Source organism: Herbiconiux sp. (genome assembly GCF_004297105.1).
In the GTDB taxonomy this organism is placed as follows: Bacteria; Actinomycetota; Actinomycetes; order Actinomycetales; family Microbacteriaceae; genus Herbiconiux.
The window spans coordinates 15,284-33,269 of sequence record NZ_SCVE01000009.1; the positions used below are offsets into that span (position 1 = coordinate 15,284).

The 17,986-nt window shown below is 67.5% G+C and carries 17 protein-coding genes; 15 read left to right on the plus strand and 2 right to left on the minus strand.

What is annotated here, in order from left to right; genetic code table 11:
* Window positions 1-59 precede the first annotated feature (59 nt).
* The 12 genes from dapA to dapF all read left to right on the plus strand — a co-directional run bounded on the left by dapA (window position 60) and on the right by dapF (window position 13,166).
* Window positions 60-1,040 carry a 4-hydroxy-tetrahydrodipicolinate synthase gene (gene dapA, locus EPO52_RS05525; protein WP_290803122.1) on the plus strand — a complete coding sequence of 327 codons (981 nt, stop codon included), beginning with the start codon at window positions 60-62 and terminating at the stop codon, window positions 1,038-1,040.
* A gap of 82 nt (window positions 1,041-1,122) precedes the next feature.
* Window positions 1,123-2,796: a ribonuclease J gene (locus EPO52_RS05530; protein WP_290803125.1), complete on the plus strand. Its 1,674-nt coding sequence runs from the start codon at window positions 1,123-1,125 to the stop codon at window positions 2,794-2,796.
* A gap of 150 nt (window positions 2,797-2,946) precedes the next feature.
* A complete protein-coding gene (locus EPO52_RS05535; protein WP_290803128.1) occupies window positions 2,947-5,769 on the plus strand; it encodes a DNA translocase FtsK in 2,823 nt (940 codons plus the stop codon).
* A 3-nt stretch (window positions 5,770-5,772) separates the two neighbouring features.
* Window positions 5,773-6,381, plus strand: coding sequence for a CDP-diacylglycerol--glycerol-3-phosphate 3-phosphatidyltransferase (gene pgsA, locus EPO52_RS05540; RefSeq protein ID WP_290803131.1), 609 nt, complete (start codon window positions 5,773-5,775; stop codon window positions 6,379-6,381).
* A gap of 56 nt (window positions 6,382-6,437) precedes the next feature.
* The gene (locus tag EPO52_RS05545) at window positions 6,438-6,896 is read left to right on the plus strand and encodes a CinA family protein (RefSeq protein ID WP_290803239.1); all 459 of its coding nucleotides are present in this window, start codon (window positions 6,438-6,440) and stop codon (window positions 6,894-6,896) included.
* 162 nt (window positions 6,897-7,058) lie between these two features.
* Window positions 7,059-7,367: a helix-turn-helix transcriptional regulator gene (locus EPO52_RS05550; RefSeq protein ID WP_290803134.1), complete on the plus strand. Its 309-nt coding sequence runs from the start codon at window positions 7,059-7,061 to the stop codon at window positions 7,365-7,367.
* A gap of 43 nt (window positions 7,368-7,410) precedes the next feature.
* Entirely contained in the window at window positions 7,411-7,638 is a 228-nt protein-coding gene (locus tag EPO52_RS05555; RefSeq protein WP_290803137.1) for a DUF3046 domain-containing protein, read from the plus strand.
* 313 nt (window positions 7,639-7,951) lie between these two features.
* Window positions 7,952-9,043: a recombinase RecA gene (gene recA / locus EPO52_RS05560; RefSeq protein WP_290803140.1), complete on the plus strand. Its 1,092-nt coding sequence runs from the start codon at window positions 7,952-7,954 to the stop codon at window positions 9,041-9,043.
* A 6-nt stretch (window positions 9,044-9,049) separates the two neighbouring features.
* Complete coding sequence (locus tag EPO52_RS05565) at window positions 9,050-9,649, plus strand: regulatory protein RecX (RefSeq protein WP_290803142.1); 600 nt, start codon at window positions 9,050-9,052, stop codon at window positions 9,647-9,649.
* 38 nt (window positions 9,650-9,687) lie between these two features.
* On the plus strand, window positions 9,688-11,346 hold the full coding sequence (miaB, locus tag EPO52_RS05570) for a tRNA (N6-isopentenyl adenosine(37)-C2)-methylthiotransferase MiaB (protein WP_290803145.1): 1,659 nt from the start codon (window positions 9,688-9,690) through the stop codon (window positions 11,344-11,346).
* A 3-nt stretch (window positions 11,347-11,349) separates the two neighbouring features.
* Entirely contained in the window at window positions 11,350-12,279 is a 930-nt protein-coding gene (gene miaA / locus EPO52_RS05575) for a tRNA (adenosine(37)-N6)-dimethylallyltransferase MiaA (RefSeq protein WP_290803148.1), read from the plus strand.
* 5 nt (window positions 12,280-12,284) lie between these two features.
* The gene (gene dapF, locus EPO52_RS05580) at window positions 12,285-13,166 is read left to right on the plus strand and encodes a diaminopimelate epimerase (protein WP_290803151.1); all 882 of its coding nucleotides are present in this window, start codon (window positions 12,285-12,287) and stop codon (window positions 13,164-13,166) included.
* 4 nt (window positions 13,167-13,170) lie between these two features.
* Here the strand turns inward: dapF and EPO52_RS05585 are convergent, their stop codons facing one another.
* On the minus strand, window positions 13,171-13,791 hold the full coding sequence (locus EPO52_RS05585; protein WP_290803154.1) for a methyltransferase: 621 nt from the start codon (window positions 13,789-13,791) through the stop codon (window positions 13,171-13,173).
* Between the two features lie 41 nt (window positions 13,792-13,832).
* Between EPO52_RS05585 and hflX the strand changes: the two genes are divergently transcribed.
* Entirely contained in the window at window positions 13,833-15,365 is a 1,533-nt protein-coding gene (gene hflX / locus EPO52_RS05590) for a GTPase HflX (protein ID WP_290803157.1), read from the plus strand.
* Window positions 15,366-15,440: 75 nt separating this feature from the next.
* On the opposite strand, the gene lexA is transcribed toward hflX, so the two are convergent.
* A complete protein-coding gene (gene lexA, locus EPO52_RS05595; RefSeq protein WP_290803160.1) occupies window positions 15,441-16,115 on the minus strand; it encodes a transcriptional repressor LexA in 675 nt (224 codons plus the stop codon).
* A gap of 235 nt (window positions 16,116-16,350) precedes the next feature.
* Between lexA and EPO52_RS05600 the strand changes: the two genes are divergently transcribed.
* Window positions 16,351-16,764: a LysM peptidoglycan-binding domain-containing protein gene (locus tag EPO52_RS05600; protein ID WP_290803165.1), complete on the plus strand. Its 414-nt coding sequence runs from the start codon at window positions 16,351-16,353 to the stop codon at window positions 16,762-16,764.
* 90 nt (window positions 16,765-16,854) lie between these two features.
* A complete protein-coding gene (locus tag EPO52_RS05605; protein ID WP_290803168.1) occupies window positions 16,855-17,982 on the plus strand; it encodes a histidinol-phosphate transaminase in 1,128 nt (375 codons plus the stop codon).
* The last annotated feature ends 4 nt before the right edge of the window (window positions 17,983-17,986 follow it).

Here is a 17,986-nt window from a genome sequence, read left to right on the forward strand (position 1 = left end):
GCGAACCATCGGGCAGATGCCCGGGAACGGCGCCTTCGGGAACCGATACCCTTGGAGTCGTGTCTACCGCTACGAATCCATTCGGCCAGGTCCTGGTCGCCATGGTCACCCCTTTCACGGCCGACGGCGAGGTCGATTGGCCCGCGGTCGAGAAGCTGATCGACGAGCTCATCACGGGCGGCGCCGACGGCATCGTCGTCTCCGGTACCACCGGTGAGACGTCGACGCTGACCGACCCGGAGAAGATCCGCCTGGTCGAGGTCGGTAAAGACGTCGCGGCGGGTCGCGCCAAGATCATCACCGGCGGCGGCTCGAACGAGACCGCGCACGCGATGCAGCTGGCGCGGCAGAGCGAGAAGGCGGGCGCCGACGGCAACCTCGTCGTCACGCCCTACTACAACAAGCCCACGCAGGCCGGCATCCTCACGCACTTCCGCATGATCGCCGATGCCACCGACCTGCCGGTGATTCTCTACGACATCCCGGGCCGCACCGGCGTGCCGATCAAGTACGAGACCATCCTGCGCCTGTCGAAGCACCCGAACATCCTCGCGGTGAAAGACGCCAAGGGCGATTTCAGCGAGGTGAGCCGGGTCATCAACCAGACCGACCTGCTGTACTTCTCGGGCGACGACGCCAATGTGCTGCCGCACCTGTCCATCGGCGCCACCGGCCTCATCGGGGTCACGGCCAACGTGGCTCCCGGCCCGTACCGCACCATCGTCGACGCGGTGAACTCCGGCGACCTGGCCACGGCCACCGCGGCGCACAAGTCACTCGAACCGCTCGTGCGGGCCATCATGACTCATGTGCCCGGCACGGTCGCGGCGAAGTACATCCTGCACGGGCTCGGCCGCATCGGCAGCCCCCGCGTGCGACTGCCCCTCGTGGGCCCCGAGGAGTGGGAGGCCGAGATGATCGAGAACGAGATCGACCTCGTTCGCGACATCCCCGGTCTGACCTTCACGAAGAACTTCCGCCCCGACCGCAATGCGGCCGCGGGCGGCGCCCTGCCGAAGGTGGCGGGCACGACGCGCTGAGCGTCGCGCACCCCCGGAGCAGGGCCTCCAACCACAGCGTGAGCACGAAGCCGCGCACCCGCACGACGATCGAGGAGGGCCCATGAGCCCCATTTCCACCCCGCCGGCGCTTGCCGCCGGCACTCTCAGAGTCATCCCGGTCGGAGGGCTCGGCGAGATCGGGCGCAACATGACCGTGTTCGAGTACGAGGGCAAGCTCCTCGTGGTCGACTGCGGAGTGCTCTTCCCCGAGGAGACCCAGCCCGGTGTCGACCTCATCCTCCCCGACTTCAGTGTGGTGCGCGACCGGCTCGAGGACATCGTCGGCATCGTGCTCACGCACGGTCATGAAGACCACATCGGCGCGGTTCCCTACCTCTTGCGCCTGCGCCAGGACATCCCGCTGATCGGCTCGGCGCTCACGCTGGCCCTCGTCGAGGCCAAGCTCAAAGAGCACCGCATCAAGCCGTACACCTTCGACGTCACCGAAGGTCAGATCGAGAACCTCGGTCCCTTCGAGTGCGAGTTCGTGGCCGTGAACCACTCCATCCCCGACGCTCTGGCCGTGGCCATCAAGACGCCCGCCGGCGTCGTGCTGCACACGGGCGACTTCAAGATGGACCAGCTTCCGCTCGACAACCGCCTCACCGACCTGCGTGCCTTCGCGCGTCTCGGCGAGGAGGGTGTCGACCTGTTCCTGGTCGACTCCACCAACGCCGACGTGCCCGGATTCACCGCCCCCGAGCGCGACATCGGCCCGGTGCTCGAGACCATCATCGAGCGGGCTCCGCGCCGTGTCATCGTGGCGAGCTTCTCGAGCCACATCCACCGTGTGCAACAGGTACTGGATGCCGCTGCCGCAGACGGCCGCCGGGTGGCGCTGCTCGGCCGGTCGATGGTGCGCAACATGACCATCGCCGCCGAACTCGGCTATCTCAAGGTGCCCGATGGGGTGCTGGTCGACTTCAAGAAGGCCGGCGACATCCCCGACGACAAGATCGTCTACATGTCCACGGGCTCGCAGGGCGAGCCGATGGCCGTGCTGTCGCGGATGGTCAACAACGAGCACCAGATCGAGGTCGGCCCGGGCGACACCGTCATTCTGGCCTCGAGCCTCATCCCCGGCAATGAGAACGCCGTCTACCGCATCATCAACGGCCTCACGAAACTCGGCGCCAACGTCGTCCACAAGGCGAATGCCAAGGTGCACGTCTCGGGCCACGCGGCCGCGGGCGAGCTGCTCTACTGCTACAACATCCTGAAGCCGAAGAACGTGCTGCCGGTGCACGGCGAGTACCGTCACCTGGTGGCCAACCAGAAGCTCGCGATCGAGACCGGTGTGAAGCCCGAGAACACGATCATCGCCGAAGACGGCACGGTCATCGACCTCCGCGACGGCGTGGCCACTGTGGTCGGCCAGTACGATCTCGGCTTCGTCTACGTCGACGGGTCGACCGTCGGCGAGATCACGGATGCCGACCTGAAAGATCGCCGCATCCTCGGCGAGGAGGGCTTCATCTCGATCATCGTCGTGGTCGAGGCCCAGACCGGCCGCATCGTTTCAGGCCCCGAGATCCACGCGAAGGGCTTCGCCGAAGACGACAAGGTCTTCGACGCGGTCAAGCCCAAGATCAGTGCGGCCCTCGCCGAGGCGGCGCAGAACGGCGTGCGTGAGCCCTACGCCCTGCAGCAGGTGGTGCGCCGCACCGTCGGCCGCTGGGTCAACACGAGCTTCCGTCGTCGCCCCATGATCGTGCCCTTGGTGATCGAGGCGTAACCCGCCCCCTCCCTCCCTCCCTCCTCGCGAGACGCCAAAATCCGGTCCAAAACCTTTCGGATGGACCGGATTTTGGCGTCTCGCGAAGAGTTTTCCCAACACCCAGAGCCGTGACGCCGTGAAGTCGGGGGTCGCCGGTAGCGTGCTTGCATGGCCACGAGTAGTAAGTCGACGCCGCGATCCAGGGCGTCAACCGGGCGCAGTACGGCGGCGACGCCGCGCAAGCCTGCGGCGCGCACCGCCGCGCAGAAGACCGTGAAGTACCCGGTCGCCGAAGAGAAGCCCGGGCTGGTCGTGCGCGCCTGGCTGGGTCTCGCCCACCTGGTCGGCGGCGCAGCCCGCGCGTTCGGGCCCGAGAAGCTCGCCAAAGAGGAGCGCCGCGACGGCCTCCCGTTCCTGTTCTTCCTCCTCGCCGTCACCGGCGCGCTCGTCGAGTGGTTCCTCGTGGCCACCCCGGCCGCCGTCACCCTCAACGCCTGGACGTTCGGGGGCCTGTTCGGCCGCGTCTCCTACGCGCTGCCCGTCATCCTGTTGCTGCTTGCTCTGTGGCTGTTCCGGCATCCGAGTTCCGTGCACGACAACGGTCGAATCGGCATCGGCCTCGCCGTCTTCCTCGTCTCGGTCTCCGGCCTCTGCCACGTCTTCGGCCAGACGCCCGACCCCGCCTCGGGCATCGACTCGCTCGCGGTCGCGGGTGGCATCCTGGGCTGGATCGTGGCGGCCCCTCTCGTGGCCCTCATCACGCCCATCGGCGCCACCATCGTCATGGTGTTCTTCGTGACGCTCTCGCTCTTCATCATCACCAAGACCCCGCCGAACAAGATCGGCCGTCGCGTTCGTGAGCTCTACGCCTACCTGTTCGGCGCCCCGGCGCCCGACCCCGAAGACGTGCAGCCGAAGCCCGGCAAGAAGGGCGACACGGGCACCACGCTCGACGACATGCTCGACTTCGACGCCGAGCAGGATGACTCGTCCGCCCTGCCCTGGTGGCGGCGCAACAAGAGCCAGCGCGAGGTCGACCCGGCGTTCGACACCCCGCTCATCTCACCGCGCATCGAAGACCGCACGCCGCCGGCCGACGGCCCGTTCCTGAGCGCGGCCGAGATCGACGTGCCGGCATCCGGGTCTGCCACCGAAGACTTCGGCAGCTCCCTCCTGCACGACATGGAGGCCGCCGAGGAGGCCATCAAGCGCATCACCGGCGAGATCCTCCCGGGCCGCCGGCAGACGACGGGCCTGCTCGACGACGAGGGAACCGAGGCGCTCGCCGCCTTCGCCACCCCGGTTCCGGATGCCGCCCTCACAGGTGAGGTCATCGCGCCGGCCGAACCCGCTCCCGCCTCCGAGCCGGTCAACTACCGCCTGCCGTCGGTGGCCAACCTCTCCACGGGTGCCCCCTCGAAGGCCCGCTCCGCCGTGAACGACGAGGTCGTGCGGGCCATCACCGATGTGCTCAAGCAGTTCTCGGTCGATGCCACGGTCACCGGCTTCTCCCGGGGCCCCACCGTCACGCGCTACGAGATCGAGCTCGGTCCGGGCGTGAAGGTCGAGCGCGTCACGGCGCTCTCGAAGAACCTCTCGTACGCGGTCGCCTCGAACGAGGTACGCATCCTGTCGCCCATCCCGGGCCGCAGTGCGATCGGCATCGAGATCCCGAACACCGACCGCGAGACGGTCTCGCTCGGAGACGTGCTGCGCTCGCAGAAGGCCATGAACGACCCGCACCCCATGACCATCGGCGTGGGCAAAGACGTCGAGGGCAAGTTCGTGCTCGCCAACCTGGCGAAGATGCCCCACCTCCTGGTGGCCGGTTCCACCGGGTCGGGCAAGTCGAGCTTCATCAACTCCATGGTCACGAGCGTGCTCATGCGTGCCAAGCCGAGCGAGGTGCGCATGGTGCTGATCGACCCGAAGCGGGTCGAACTCACCGCCTACCAGGGTGTTCCGCACCTGATCACGCCCATCATCACCAATCCCAAAAAGGCGGCCGAAGCGCTGTCGTGGGTGGTGAAGGAGATGGACATGCGGTACGACGACCTCGAGAGCTTCGGCTTCCGGCACATCGACGACTTCAACCGCGCGGTCATCAACGACGAGATCCAGCTCCCGCCGGCGTCGCAGCGGGTTCTGAAGCCCTACCCCTACCTGCTCGTGGTGGTCGACGAGCTGGCCGACCTCATGATGGTGGCGCCGAGAGACGTCGAAGACTCGATCGTGCGCATCACCCAGCTGGCGCGGGCATCCGGAATCCACCTCGTGCTCGCCACGCAGCGCCCCTCGGTCGACGTGGTCACCGGCCTCATCAAGGCGAACGTGCCCTCGCGGCTCGCCTTCGCCGTCACGAGCGTCACCGACTCCCGCGTCATCCTCGACCAGCCGGGTGCCGACAAGCTGATCGGCCAGGGCGATGCGCTCTTCCTGCCGATGGGCTCCTCCAAGTCGATCCGGGTGCAGGGCGCGTGGGTGAGCGAGGCCGAGATCGCCAAGGTGGTCGAGCACGTCACGCGCCAGGCGCGTCCGGAGTACCGCGACGATGTGGCGGTCACCGCGGAGAAGAAGCAGATCGACTCCGACATCGGTGACGACCTCGAGGTGCTTCTGGCGGCGGCCGAGCTCGTGGTGAACACCCAGTTCGGCTCCACATCGATGCTGCAGCGCAAGCTCAAGGTCGGTTTCGCCAAGGCGGGTCGCCTGATGGACCTGCTGGAGTCGCGTGAGATCGTCGGCCCCTCCGAGGGGTCGAAGGCCCGCGACGTGCTGGTCACGGCCGACCAGCTGCCTGACGTTCTCGCGATGCTCCGGGGCGAGTCGGGCTCCGGCCCGGCCGCAGCACCCTCGTCCGCGCCGTCGACGGCCGCGTCCTCCGTCACCTCCCGCGGAGGGGTGCCGTACCCCTCCGACAGCGCAGACCAGTACCCTGAAGTGGAGGGCGACTCAGATGAGGATGCCTGGGGTCTGACCGGCAGGGAGTAACACGTGAGCAGCACCGATCACGGCGACGAGGCGGTGACGAAGCCCAGCAACTGGAATCTTCCGAACGCCATCACCGTCCTCCGCATCCTGTTGGCGCCGGTCTTCTTCGTGATGCTGCTGGTCGACAACGGGGCCGACGGCGGGCTGCGCTGGGCGGCTGCGGTGCTCTTCATCCTCGCCATCGCCACCGACGGCATCGACGGGCACATCGCCCGCAGCCGGGGTCTCGTCACCGATCTGGGCAAGCTGCTCGACCCCATCGCCGACAAGGTGCTCACGGGCGCGGCGCTCATCGGCCTCTCGATCCTGAATGAGCTGCCCTGGTGGGTCACCATCGTCATCCTCGTGCGCGAGGTGGGCATCACGGTGTGGCGCTTCGTGCAGCTCTCCGACCGGGTCATCCCCGCCTCGCGGGGCGGCAAGCTCAAGACGCTGGTGCAGTCCATCGCCATCTCGCTGGCCCTGCTCCCGTTCGCCAACCTCCTGGGCGACTGGGTGAACTGGGTGAACGGGGTGTTCATGACTCTCGCCGTGATCCTCACCGTCGTCACCGGTATCGACTATCTGGTGCAGGCGTGGCGGCTCAACCGCAAGCCGGCCGCGACGCCGTGAGCGGGTCCTCGGTGAACGGCGACGCGCATCCGGATGCCGACGGCACCGCCACGCGGATCATCGAAGCCCTCACCGCCAGCCACACCACCATCGCCATCGCGGAGTCGCTCACCGGCGGTCTCCTCACCTCTGCCCTCGTCGACGTACCGGGAGCCTCCGCCGTTCTCCGTGGTGGGGTCATCGCCTACGACACCGCCATCAAGCACGCCGTGCTCGGCGTCGATGCGGAGGTCCTGGCCGCGCACGGTGCCGTGCATCCGGATGTCGCCATGCAGATGGCCGTTGGTGTGCGCACCGCATTGGCGGTCGACGGGGTACCCGCGGAGATCGGCATCGCGACGACGGGCGCGGCCGGCCCCGATCCTCAAGACGGGCAAGCACCGGGAACGGCGTTCGTGGGCCTGGCGATCCGCGGTGAGGTGCGCAGTTTCGCGCTTCACCTGACGGGCGACCGCAACGCCGTGCGAGCCGGTGTTGTGAGCCGCGCTCTCACGATTCTGCAAGAACACCTGTGATTCGACGGGGCGGGAATGCACCGCGTTTCGATCTCGTTACATCTCGTGTCATTCACAAGTATTGTCCAGTCCCAGTCGTTTAGAGTTTCTGCAACGAACCAATGGCAACAACGGTTCGAAAGCCACTCGAAGACACCGTGACCGGAACGCAAGGAGGGTCCAATGATTCTAGTTCGTCAGGAAATCGGCGACGTGCTTCGGGACTTCCGCCTGCAGAAGGGCCGCACCCTTCGTCAAGTGGCAAGCAAAGCGAGCGTCGCACTCGGGTACCTCAGTGAGGTCGAGCGTGGGCAGAAAGAAGCCTCCAGCGAGATCCTCGCCTCGGTCGCCGAAGCGCTCGACACCCCGATCTCCGTCATCATGCGCGAGGTGGGAGACCGTCTGGCCATCGTGGAGGGTATCGATCCGATCCCCGACACCGTGCCCGACGAGTTCGTGGCCGACTTCGACGTCGACCTCGTCGCGCGCTGAGCGGCGCAGGGCGTCTGTCAGACGCGCACTCTGTCGGTGAGCCGTGCGGCTGAGTGAGTTCACGCAGGCCGTCGCCGACGAGTTCGGTGCCGCTTACGGGCAGGTCGTCACGCGTGACCTGGTTCTCGTCGACCTCGGAGATCGAACACCCCAGCAGGCCCTGTCGGCAGGAATAGCACCGCGAGACGTGTGGCTCGCGATCTGCCGGACAGCGGATGTGCCGCCCGAACGGTGGCACGGAGCCGGTCTTCCCGCGGCTCCCCGAAACTGAAGCGAAAGCCCCGGGCTCCGGCCCGGGGCTTTTTCGCGCGCGGATGATTCGAACACGCATCGCGACACGCCGTGGCTTTATCGAACATATCTTCGGATGCGCGTAGGCTCCTGCACAGCGAGAGATTCGAAGAACTTCTCCACAGTTGAACGTCCTCCGGCTCCGATGTCGGCGGTGCTGCCTAACGTGGATGCAGTTCGACACCTCCCGTACAACGCCCTGTCGCCAATCGCTCGGAACGTTCGAACGCAACGACAGCCTGTGGGCACACCATCGCCGCCGAGAGGCCGCACAACGAAGAAGGAGAACCGAGATGCCATCAGACGCCAATCGCGAGAAAGCCCTCGAGACCGCGCTCGCCCAGATCGACCGCCAGTTCGGTAAGGGCTCCGTCATGCGGCTCGGCAGCGACGACCGTGCGCCGGTCGAGGTCGTGCCGACCGGCTCGATCGCGCTGGATGTCGCGCTCGGTATCGGGGGTCTCCCGCGCGGCCGTATCGTCGAGATCTACGGCCCGGAGTCATCGGGTAAGACCACGCTCACCCTGCACGCCATCGCCAACGCGCAGCGTGCCGGCGGCATCGCCGCCTTCATCGATGCGGAGCACGCGCTCGACCCCGATTACGCCAAGAAGCTCGGCGTCGACATCGACTCCCTCCTGGTGTCGCAGCCCGACACGGGTGAGCAGGCGCTCGAGATCGCCGACATGCTCGTGCGCTCCGGTTCGATCGACCTGATCGTCATCGACTCCGTCGCCGCGCTCGTGCCCCGCGCCGAGATCGAGGGCGAGATGGGCGACTCCCACGTCGGCCTCCAGGCCCGCCTCATGTCGCAGGCCCTCCGTAAGCTCACGGGTGGTCTCAACCAGACCAACACCACGATGATCTTCATCAACCAGCTCCGCGAGAAGATCGGCGTGTTCTTCGGCAGCCCCGAGACCACGGCCGGTGGTAAGGCGCTCAAGTTCTACGCCTCCGTGCGTCTCGACATCCGCCGCATCGAGACCCTCAAGGAGGGCACAGAGGCCGTCGGTAACCGCACTCGGGTCAAGGTCGTGAAGAACAAGATGGCGCCGCCCTTCAAGCAGGCGGAATTCGACATCCTCTACGGCATCGGCATCTCTCGCGAGGGCAGCCTGATCGACTTCGGTGTGGAGCACGAGATCGTGCGCAAGTCGGGTGCCTGGTACACCTACGACGGCGACCAGCTGGGTCAGGGCAAAGAGAACTCGCGTCGATTCCTCACCGAGAACCCCGACATCGCGCTGGAGATCGAGAACAAGATCCTCGCGAAGCTCGGTGTCGGCGAGGTGGGCGCGGCGGCGGCGGCTGCCGCGGCCGCTACTGCCGCCACGGCAGGCAACGTCGACTCGATCGCGCCCAAGCTCGCGAAAAAGGGTGCCTAGCCCTCGATGAACGACATCATCAGTCTGGATGCGGTGCGCCGAGGGCGTTCGGCGGCGCGGTCGTCGTCTTCCTCGGCGGCCGTTCCCGACGAGGTCGAGGAGCAGCTCTCCGATGAGGAGCGCATCGCCCGGGTGAGCGACACGGTCATCCGGGCCCTCGGCCGCCGGCAGCTCTCCTCGCGCGAGACGCACGAGCTCCTGGTGGCTCAGGGTGCTTCCGAGATCGAGGCCGACGACCTCGTGCAGCGCTACGAGGAGCTCGGCTACCTCAACGACTTCGCGCTCGCTGAGGCCTTGGTCGACCGGCTGAGCGACCGCAATCACAAGAGCCGCGGCATCATCTCTCGCGAACTCTCGGCTCGCAAGATCCCGGCTGAGCTGGCGAACGTGGCGCTCGAGTCGCTCGACGAGGCGCACGAGTTCGACCTCGCCCTCGAAGCCGCCGAGAAGCGGGTGGGCCAGCTCTCGAGCTACGACGACGCCACGGTGGAGCGCCGGCTGATGGGGTTCCTCTCTCGGCGCGGGTTCGCATCCGGAGTCGTGCGCGAGGCCACCCGACGAGCCATGGCCGGCCGCAAGTCGGTGGGCGGCCCCCGGTTCCGCTGAGCGACCGCCCCTCGCGTGGTTCGTACAATGGAGCCATCATGAACACAGTCAGTCACGCGCCGACGGTCATCGAACCCTCGGCAGCCGCGCTCGACGCGGCAGGCCGCGTGCGCACCTACGAGGTGCGCACCTTCGGCTGCCAGATGAACGTGCACGACTCCGAGCGCCTCAGTGGCTCACTCGAAGCGGCAGGCTACGTGAAGGCTGATGGGGTCGAAGCCGACGTCGTGGTCATCAACACGTGCGCTGTTCGCGAGAACGCCGACAACAAGCTCTACGGCAACCTGGGCCATCTCGCGTCGGTGAAACGGCGGCACGAGGGCATGCAGATCGCCGTGGGCGGCTGCCTGGCGCAGAAGGACAAGAACGTCATCCTCGACAAGGCGCCGTGGGTCGACGTGGTCTTCGGCACGCACAACATGGGTGCCTTGCCCAGCCTCCTCGAGCGGGCGCGGCACAACGAGGAGGCGCAGATCGAGATCCTCGACTCGCTGGAAACCTTCCCCTCCACCCTCCCCACGAAGCGCGACTCGAGCTACAGCGGCTGGGTGTCGATCTCAGTGGGGTGCAACAACACCTGCACCTTCTGCATCGTGCCGGCGCTTCGCGGCAAAGAGAAAGACCGTCGGCCGGGCGACGTGCTCGCCGAGATCCAGTCACTGGTCGACGACGGGGCCATCGAGGTCACGCTCCTCGGCCAGAACGTCAACTCCTACGGCGTCGAGTTCGGCGACCGGTTCGCGTTCGGCAAGCTACTGCGTGCGGCCGGGCAGATCGAAGGGCTCGAGCGAATCCGTTTCACGAGTCCTCATCCTGCCGCCTTCACCGACGACGTCATCGACGCGATGGCCGAGACCCCATCGGTGATGCCCCAGCTGCACATGCCGCTGCAGTCGGGTTCCGACCGCATCCTGCGCGCCATGCGGCGCTCCTACCGCTCGGCGAAGTTCCTGGGCATCCTCGACCGGGTGCGCGAGAAGATGCCCGACGCAGCCATCTCCACCGACATCATCGTGGGCTTCCCGGGCGAGACGGAAGACGACTTCCTCGAAACGCTGCGCGTGGTCGAAGCAGCGCGTTTTGCGTCGGCCTTCACCTTCCAGTACTCGATCCGCCCGGGAACTCCCGCGGCCACACTGCCCGACCAGGTTCCTCACGCTGTCGTGCAGGAGCGCTACGAGCGGCTCGTGGCCCTGCAGGAGCGTATCTCCCTGGAAGAGAACCAGAAGCAGATCGGCCGTCGCGTCGAACTCGTGGTGGCCAACGGCGAGGGCCGCAAAGACAGCGCCACCCACCGCTTGAGCGGCCGAGCCGAAGACAGCCGCCTCGTGCACTTCGAGGTGCCGGCGGGCTCGCCCGCCCCACGACCGGGCGATGTGGTCTCGGTCACCGTCACGCAGGCCGCTCCCTTCCATCTCCTCGCCGACACGGATGGCGCGCCGCTCGAGGTGCGCCGCACCCGCGCCGGCGATGCGTGGGACCGCGCCGCAGCCGAGTCGTGCGCCGTGCCCGCACCGAGCGGATCCGACACAGCCCCTGGTCGTGTCTCGCTCGGCCTGCCGTCACTCCGCGTCGGCAGCGGCGCGGCATCGCGTGACCTCGGCCTCACCGCCGCGACGCCGCACCTTCGGGCAGGGGATCACCAGCACGGCGCCACCATTCCGATCTACCGCTCCGACGACGAGTTGCGGGACTAGCGGGTGAGCACCCGCCTCCCCGATCTGGTCGCGATCGTCGGGGCGACGGGAACGGGCAAATCCGATCTCTCGCTGCAGCTCGCCCATCGCCTCGCCGAGCACGGTCGCGCCGCCGAGGTGGTCAACGCCGATGCCATGCAGCTCTACCGCGGTATGGACATCGGCACGGCCAAACTCTCCCTCGCCGAGCGCCAGGGGATCCCGCACCACCAGCTCGACGTACTCGACATCACCGACGACGCCTCCGTGGCCGCCTACCAGCGCGAGGCGCGTGCCACCATCGAGGCCATCACCGCGCGCGGTGCCACAGCTCTGCTCGTGGGTGGGAGCGGCCTCTACGTCTCCGCGGTGCTCTTCGACTTCCGCTTCCCGGCTCGCGACGACGCCGTGCGCGAGCGGCTCGAGACGGAGCTGGCGGCATCCGGGGAGCGCGCACTCTACGACCGGCTGAAGGCGATCGATCCGGCCGCCGCCGCGTCGATCGGTCAGTTCAACGGCCGCCGCCTCGTGCGTGCCCTCGAGGTGGTCGAACTCACGGGCGAACCCGTCTCCGGCACCCTGCCCGACGAACCGGTGCCCTGGCGCGCGGCGAGCATCCTGCGCCTGGGAATCCCTCGCGAGATCCTCGTGCCCCGCCTCGACGAGCGGGTCGAACGGATGTGGCAGGCCGGCCTGGTCGACGAAGTCGCCACCCTGCTCCCCGCGGGGCTTCGCAACGGCACCACTGCGGCCCGGGCCATCGGCTACGCCCAGGCGCTCGCCCAGCACGACGGCACGATGACCGAGGCCGACGCGATCGCTGAGGCGCAGGCGCTCACACGCCGTTACGCCCGCCGCCAGGTGAGCTGGTTCAAGCGCTACGCCGACGCCAGAGATGTCGATCCGCTCTCGGCGGACGCCGTGCGAGCGGCCCTCGACGCCGTCCTAGACTGATTCCCATGGCAGTCGAGCTTCACTTCACCAAGGGTCAGGGCACCGGCAACGACTTCGTGCTCTTCAGCGATCCCGATGGAGAGGTCGACCTCACCCCCAGCCAGATCGCCGCCATCTGCGACCGCCACTTCGGTGTCGGAGCCGACGGCGTGCTGCGCGCGGTTCGCTCGGCGAACATCGATGCGGGCGCGGCATCGCTCGCCGAAGACGACGCGGCCGAATGGTTCATGGATTACCACAACGGCGACGGTTCGATCGCCGAGATGTGCGGCAACGGCATCCGGGTGTTCGCGCGCTACCTCATCGACAACGGCCTCGCCACCCTCGCACCAGGAGACACTCTCGTGATCGGCACCCGCAGTGGCGTGCGCGACGTGCAGCTGAACAAGCTCGGCTTCCAGGTCGACCTCGGTCGCTGGTCCCTCGACGGTGGCGAGCCGCTGGTGCGTGCAAAGAACCTCCAGGTGGCCCGTCCCGGCCTCGGTATCAACGTGGGCAACCCGCACGTCGTGGTGGCCCTCGCCGACGACGAGGAGCTCGACGACGCCGATCTCTCCTTCATCCCGCACCTCGAGCCCGTTCCGGCGGATGGCGCCAACGTCGAGTTCGTGGTGCCGAGCGATCCGCTCGTGCGGGATGGTGTGGGGCGCATCCGGATGCGGGTGCACGAGCGGGGGAGCGGCGAGACGCTCTCCTGCGGCACCGGCGCGGCGGCGGCGGCCCTGGCCACGCGGTACTGGGCCGGCGAGGGCGCCCCCAACAACTGGAGTGTCACCGTTCCCGGCGGCGTGGTGGGCGTTCGGATGTTCCCCACCGAAGACGGTGAGCACGTCGCACTCTCCGGCCCCGCAGAGCTCGTCTACGAGGGCGATCTGTCGCTCGGCTGAATCGTCAGGCGACCGGAGCGGCGCGCTTTCGCGCCTTCAGGATGCGGAACCCCTTGTTGGTGCTCGCCCGCGTCACGCTCAGGTCGGCGAACTCGGCGTCGAGCCACCGCTGCAGCGAATCAGACCCGAGGTTCTTCTGCACCACGAGCCACGCGTCCGACCCCACCTCGAGCCGGGGGAGCCAGCGTTCGAGCATCGAGTGCAGCTCGTTCTTGCCCACCCGGATGGGCGGATTCGACCAGATCGTGGTGAAGGCCACGTCATCGGGAACATCTTCGGGCCGGCAGGCGTTGACATGATCGAGACCCAAAATGTGAGCATTCCGCCGAACCAACTCAAGCGCACGTTCGTTGACGTCGACCGCCCACACCGTGGCGCGCGGTGACTGGAGAGCGAGCGTCAGTGCGATCGGCCCCCATCCGCACCCGAGATCGAGCAGATTGCCGCCGGGAGGGGGCGGGGGAACCTGCGACAACAGCACCTGGGTGCCGACGTCGATGCGATCGGGACTGAAGATGCCGGAAGCCGTCGTGAGGCGGTAGTGCGAGCCGGCGAGAGCGACCGCGAGGTCTCTCGGCACGAGTTCCCCTGCGGGCTGCGCAGAGAAGTAGTGCTCGCCATCCATAGAGGGCAATCTAGCAAACAAGGAGGCTAGTCTTGACTGCAATGTCAGACCACGAGACCCGGGAATCAGATCCCACCGCAGCAGACGACGTCGTCGCGCGCGTTCTCGCGTCGGCCGAGAAGCGCTCGAGCGGCTACGCATTGTTCGAGCAGGGTTCGGCGCAGGCGCTCCAACGACCGGAGACGACCAGCGGATCCGGCTACGACGGCGAGCAGCTCGATCGCGAAGACCGGCAGTCGCTCCGGCGCGTGGCCGGGCTCTCCACCGAACTCGAAGACGTCACCGAGGTCGAGTACCGGCAGCTGCGACTCGAGAACGTCGTCATCATCGGCGTCTACTCGCAGGGCTCGCTCGACGACGCCGAGAACTCGCTGCGCGAGCTCGCCGCCCTCGCCGAGACCGCGGGAGCGGTGGTGCTCGACGGACTTCTGCAGCGGCGCCCGCATCCCGACCCCAGCACGTACTTCGGCAAGGGCAAGGCGGAGGAGCTGCGCGCCGTCGTCCAGTCACTCGGCGCAGACACCGTCATCGCCGACACCGAGCTCGCCCCGAGCCAGCGGCGTGCGCTGGAAGACGTGGTGAAGGTCAAGGTCATCGACCGCACGGCCGTCATCCTCGACATCTTCAGCCAGCACGCCAAGAGCCGGGAGGGCAAGGCCCAGGTCGAACTGGCGCAGCTCGAATACCTGCTGCCGAGGCTCCGTGGCTGGGGTGACTCGATGTCGCGCCAGGCCGGTGGTCAGGTGGGTGGCGCCGGCGCCGGTATGGGGTCGCGTGGCCCCGGTGAGACGAAGATCGAGCTCGATCGCCGCCGCATCCACACCCGCATGGCCAAGCTGCGCAAGCAGATCAAGGAGATGAAACCGGCGCGCGATGCGAAGCGGGCGAACCGCAAGCGCAACGCGGTGCCGTCGGTGGCCATCGCCGGGTACACCAACGCGGGCAAGTCATCGCTGCTCAACCGCATCACGAGCGCCGGCGTGCTGGTGGAGAACGCGTTGTTCGCCACGCTCGACGCCACGGTGCGCAAGAACCAGACGGCCGATGGGCGCCCCTACACGATCGCCGATACCGTGGGCTTCGTGCGGCACCTGCCGCATCAGCTGGTGGAGGCGTTCCGTTCGACGCTCGAAGAGGTCTCCGATTCGGATGTGCTGGTGCACGTCGTCGACGCATCGCACCCCGATCCGGCAAGCCAGATCACCACGGTGCGCGACGTGATCGGCGATGCGGGAGCCCGGGGCATCCCCGAGATCGTGGTGTTCAACAAGAGCGATCTGGTGTCGGATGACGACCGGCTCGTGCTGCGCGGCCTCGAGCCCACGGCCATCTTCGTGTCGGCCCGTACCGGCGAGGGCATCCCCGAGCTGCTCGCGGCGATCGACGAGATCATCCCGAAGCCGACCGTCGAGGTCGAGCTGCTCGTGCCCTACGAGCGGGGTGACCTCGTGACGTTGCTGCACGAGAAGAACACCGTGCTGAGCACGGATTACGAGGAGTCGGGCACTCACGTGCGCGCGCTGGTGAACCCGGAGTTCGAGGAGCGGCTCGTGGAGTTCGCCGTTTCTCGCTGAACGTCGCATCCGCCTGTCAGCGAGGCCCCCGCCGGTGATCCGGCGGGGGCCTCGCTGTTGTGAGGGACGTCTGGGTCAGACGGCCCGGAGGACCGCCACGACCTTGCCCAGCACGGTGGCGAAGTCGCCGAGGATGGGCTCGAAGTTCGAGTTGCGGGGGAGCAGCCAGGTGTGGCCGTCGCGCTGGCGAAAGACCTTGACGGTGGCCTCCTCGTCGAGCATGGCGGCCACGATGTCGCCGTTCTCGGCGGTGTTCTGCTGCCGGATGACCACCCAGTCGCCGTCGCAGATCGCGGCGTCGATCATCGACTCACCCACGACCTTCAGCATGAAGAGGTCGCCGTTGCCCACGAGCTGACGGGGGAGGGGGAACACCTCGTCGACCTGCTGCTCGGCCGTGATCGGGATGCCCGCGGCGATGCGGCCCACGAGAGGCACGAGGGTGGCGTCTCCCACGGGAGGAGCGGAGTCGGCATCCGGTGCGGGATCGGACTCGGGACTCGGGATGTCGATCAGCACCTCCATGGCGCGCGGCCGGTTGGGGTCACGTCGGAGGTAGCCGCTCAGTTCGAGCTGGTTGAGCTGATGGGTGACGCTCGAGAGCGAGGAGAGCCCGACCGCGTCGCCGATCTCACGCATGCTCGGCGGGTAGCCGCGTGCCACGACCGATCGCTGGATCACGTCGAGGATCGCGAGCTGCTTGTCGCTGAGGCTCTTGCGCCGCCTTGTGCGACCCGTGTCGTTGGCCACGTCTCCCTGCTTTCTCACTGCGCACCACCGGCGATGTCGGTGGCTGGTGATTGAGTTCACCTGTTGATCGAAACTGTATCCGAGAACTGCTCGAAAACGCACATGTCTTCGAGTGTGTCGCCGATTTCGGGTCTGTATTCGACTTGACGCATTCGAAAATCGAATATACATTCGGAACATAGCTTCGTACCGGCCCTCTCGGCCGAGGGTCGGTACGAATCCCTCAGGAGGAATCATGAGCATCGCAGCAGCACAGTTCGGTACCACCGCTTCTCGTCCCGCCGCGCGTCGTGCCGCATCCACCCCGGCTCCGCGTCCGGCTGCCGTGGTCGCCGCGCCGCGACTGCGCATCACCTCACGCGGCCGCAAGGTGCTCGCCGTGCTCATCGCTCTGCCGGTCATCACCGTGCTCGGCCTGCTCGCCATGTTCAGTGGCGGCTCCGCCATCGCGTCGCTCGGTTCGAGCAGCACCGAGTTCGACTACGTGACCGTGCAGGCGGGGCAGAGCCTGTGGAGCATCGCCGAGACCGTCGCGCCGTCGGCCGACCCGCGCGACGTCATCGCCGAGATCCGCTCGCTCAACCAGCTCGAGACCTCGTCGGTGCAGCCCGGCCAGCGCATCGCCATCCCGGCCGACCTGGCCGAGTAGCAGCGCCCGCCTCCGCTGCCTCCGTCTCCGGCGCATGGCGCCTTCTGATGGTTCGTCTTCGGTGTAGTCCGACGCCGATAGAATTCACCGGTGACTACCCTCGATGACCTGCCCATTCGAGACGACCTTCGCGGTCTGAGCCCGTACGGCGCTCCGCACCTGCACCTTCCGGTCGAACTGAATGTCAACGAGAACACGCACCCGATTCCCGAAGACGTCGCCCGCGACATCATCGAGTCGATCGCGCGCGAGCTGATGACGGTCAACCGCTACCCCGACCGCGAGTTCAGTGATCTGCGCGACTCGCTCGCCGCCTACCTCAACGCGGATTCCTCCGCCCCCGGCCTCACCCGAGAGAACATCTGGGCGGCGAACGGCTCCAACGAGGTGCTCCAGCACATCCTGCAGGCTTTCGGTGGGCCGGGGCGAACCGTGCTCGGTTTCCCTCCCACGTACTCCATGCACTCGATCATCGCCGCCTCCACCGGCACCGAGTGGGTGGCGGGAACACGCGACGCGGAGTTCCAGATCTCGCCGGCCACGGCCGTCGACTGGATCGAGCGCACCAAGCCCGACATCGTGTTCTTCTGCGCTCCCAACAACCCCACCGGCACCGCCCTCGGCCTCGACACCATCGCGGCGGCCTATGACGCCACCGACGGGATCGTGGTGGTCGACGAGGCCTACGCCGAATTCATGCCGGATGGCGATCCCACCGCCCTCTCGCTTCTCGAGGGCCGCCCCCGCCTCCTGGTGTCGCGCACCATGAGCAAGGCCTTCGCCTTCGCCGGGGCGCGTCTCGGCTATCTCGCCGCCGATCCCGCGGTGATCGACGCGATGCGGCTCGTTCGCCTCCCGTACCACCTGTCGGCGCTCACCCAGGCGGCCGCGGTCGCCGCGCTCGCTCACGCACCCGAGATGCTGGCCATGGTCGATGACATCAAGCACCAGCGCGACCGCATGGTCGAGGTGCTCACCGAGCTCGGCTACACCCCCTGGCCGAGTGCCGCGAACTTCGTGCTCTTCGGGGGTGTCTCCGACCCCGAGGGGCTCTGGCAGCAGCTGCTCGATAGGGGCATCATCATCCGCAATCTGAGCATCCCGGGTCACCTCCGGGTGAGTGCGGGCACTGCGGCCGAGACCACGGCCTTCCTCGACGCGATGCGCGAGCTGACGCCCATGGTCGCGCCCGGTGGGGCATCCGACGACCCTCGATAGGATT